Raw genomic sequence first — 1,974 nt, 5'->3', positions numbered from 1 at the left:
GGCGGCCGACTGCTCAGTCTCTGAAGGTCGAAGGGATCCCTGATTGGTGTTGCGTTGGTTCGGCTACCATTCTGACGACGCACAACCTGTTTCTGAGATGGCTTCCGCGTGCCCCCCCGCGACTACTGCTGGCCGCCCGGGGCCATTGTTAGCCATCAAACGATACGAGCATGGGCAGACAAATTCGGGCGATGCTTTGCCAATGATTTCCGTAAAAGGTCTGCCGGCCGGTTCGGTGACAAGTTGGCACCTAGACGAGGTGGTTGTGACAATCCACGGAAAGAAGCACTGGCTTTGGCGTGCGGTCGACCAGAACGGCTTTGTTCTCGACGTTCTGGTGCAAAGCCGTCGAAATGCCAACGCTGCAAAGCGCTTGATGCGTAAGCTTCTGAAAGGGCAGTCAAAGGCCCCACGGGTCATGATCACCGATAAGTTGCGATCATACGGTGCGGCCAGACGCCAGATCATGCCGGGTGTCGAACATCGCTCCCATAAAGGCTTGAACAATCGCGCAGAGAATTCCCACCAGCCGATCCGACGACGAGAGAGAATTATGAAGCGGTTCAAGTCACCAAGACAACTTCAACGTTTCGCCTCCATCCACGATCCAATCGCCAACCTCTTTCACATTCCCCGCCAAGATTCTTCCTCAGCCCATTATCGCGAACTGCGAGATGCTGCCATGCAAAGCTGGTGTGAAATCGCACGCGTCAATGCTGTTTGATCACCGCGCCCTCCAAGCCATGTCCTGAGATATCGGATTTAACTTTACGATATCCCTCGAAGCGCTCCCGCGGATGTCGGCGCACTTTCCAAGCGTCAAAGCATCAAAATAATGGTTTGAAACATCAATAAACACGTCGTACAAAGTGAATATTATAGCTAGTGCAAGATAAGCGATGGTTCAATCGTGATTACTGCCCCTCAGCTACGGGCCGCTAGGGCCCTTCTTGGCATTGATCAGCGCCAACTGGCGGAGCTGGCCGGTGTTTCCGTTCCGACAATCCAGCGCATGGAGGCAAGCGACCATGTAGTCCGCGGTAATGTGGACACGCTGATGCGGTTGCTTGCCGCGCTTGAAGCCGCCGGGGTCGAGGTCATCAACGAAGGTGCCGTCAGCGAGGATGGCGGGCGCGGGGTGCGCCTTAAGACACAGACCCACATCGCGCTCTCCCGCCGAAGGCGTTCAAAACGATCGGAGACTATGCGCGGCATAGTCGCGCCAAAATGATGCCCGTCGCACTCGTTTTGGGGTGTATTGCTGCTCTTTTGGCAATCTCGATCTTTGCTGTGGTGATCTCGCGATCGCCCCGAGCAGCGCCGGTTATCTATGGGGCGAGCCTTAGCGCCTCCGCGGCCGCGTTCGTAACCGTCCTGCTTCAGCTAACAACAGCGTCGGGGTCGGCCGTGCTGCCAACCCTGGTCCTGCCTCTGGGCCTGCCCTGGCTGGGCGCGCATTTCCGGCTGGATGCTCTGGCCATCTTTTTCCTTGTTGTCATTAATCTTGGCGGTGCAGCGGCCAGCTTCTACGGTCTTGGCTACGGCCGTCACGAGACCGCACCGCACAGGCTGTTACCATTCTTTCCGGCCTTCCTCGCCGGTATGAACCTCGTTATCCTCGCTGCTGACGCTTTCACTTTCCTTCTCTCATGGGAGTTCATGTCCCTTGCCTCATGGGCGCTTGTGATGACGCATCATCGCGAGCGCGACAACAGAAAGGCGGCGTATATCTATCTCGTCATGGCAAGCTTTGGCACATTGGCCCTGTTGCTCGCCTTCGGCCTTCTCGCCGGAGTGAGTGGTGACTACGATTTCGCGACGATGCGTGCTGCCGAACACACCCCGGCCGTAGCAGCCTTTGTTCTCATCCTCATCCTCATCGGTGCCGGATCGAAGGCTGGTCTTGTGCCATTGCATGTCTGGCTGCCGCTTGCACACCCGGCCGCGCCGAGCCATGTCTCGGCCCTCATGAGC

Annotated in this window: 2 protein-coding genes and 1 pseudogene; all 3 read left to right on the top strand. The window is 57.3% G+C overall.

What is annotated here, in order from left to right; translation table 11 throughout:
• Positions 1-147: 147 nt before the first annotated feature.
• Positions 148-724 (top strand): annotated as a pseudogene (locus AAAC48_RS17665) (IS6 family transposase); the annotation flags it as partial.
• Between the two features lie 186 nt (positions 725-910).
• Positions 911-1,231 carry a helix-turn-helix transcriptional regulator gene (locus AAAC48_RS17660; protein WP_340655438.1) on the top strand — a complete coding sequence of 107 codons (321 nt, stop codon included), beginning with the start codon at positions 911-913 and terminating at the stop codon, positions 1,229-1,231.
• Positions 1,228-1,974, top strand: a 747-nt coding sequence (locus AAAC48_RS17655; RefSeq protein WP_340655437.1) for a proton-conducting transporter membrane subunit, incomplete at its 3' end; no start/stop codon positions are given. The genes AAAC48_RS17660 and AAAC48_RS17655, both read left to right, overlap by 4 nt.

Source organism: Phyllobacterium sp., assembly GCF_037994405.1.
GTDB lineage: Bacteria > Pseudomonadota > Alphaproteobacteria > Rhizobiales > Rhizobiaceae > Phyllobacterium.
This window is presented reverse-complemented; position numbering and strand designations above follow the sequence as displayed.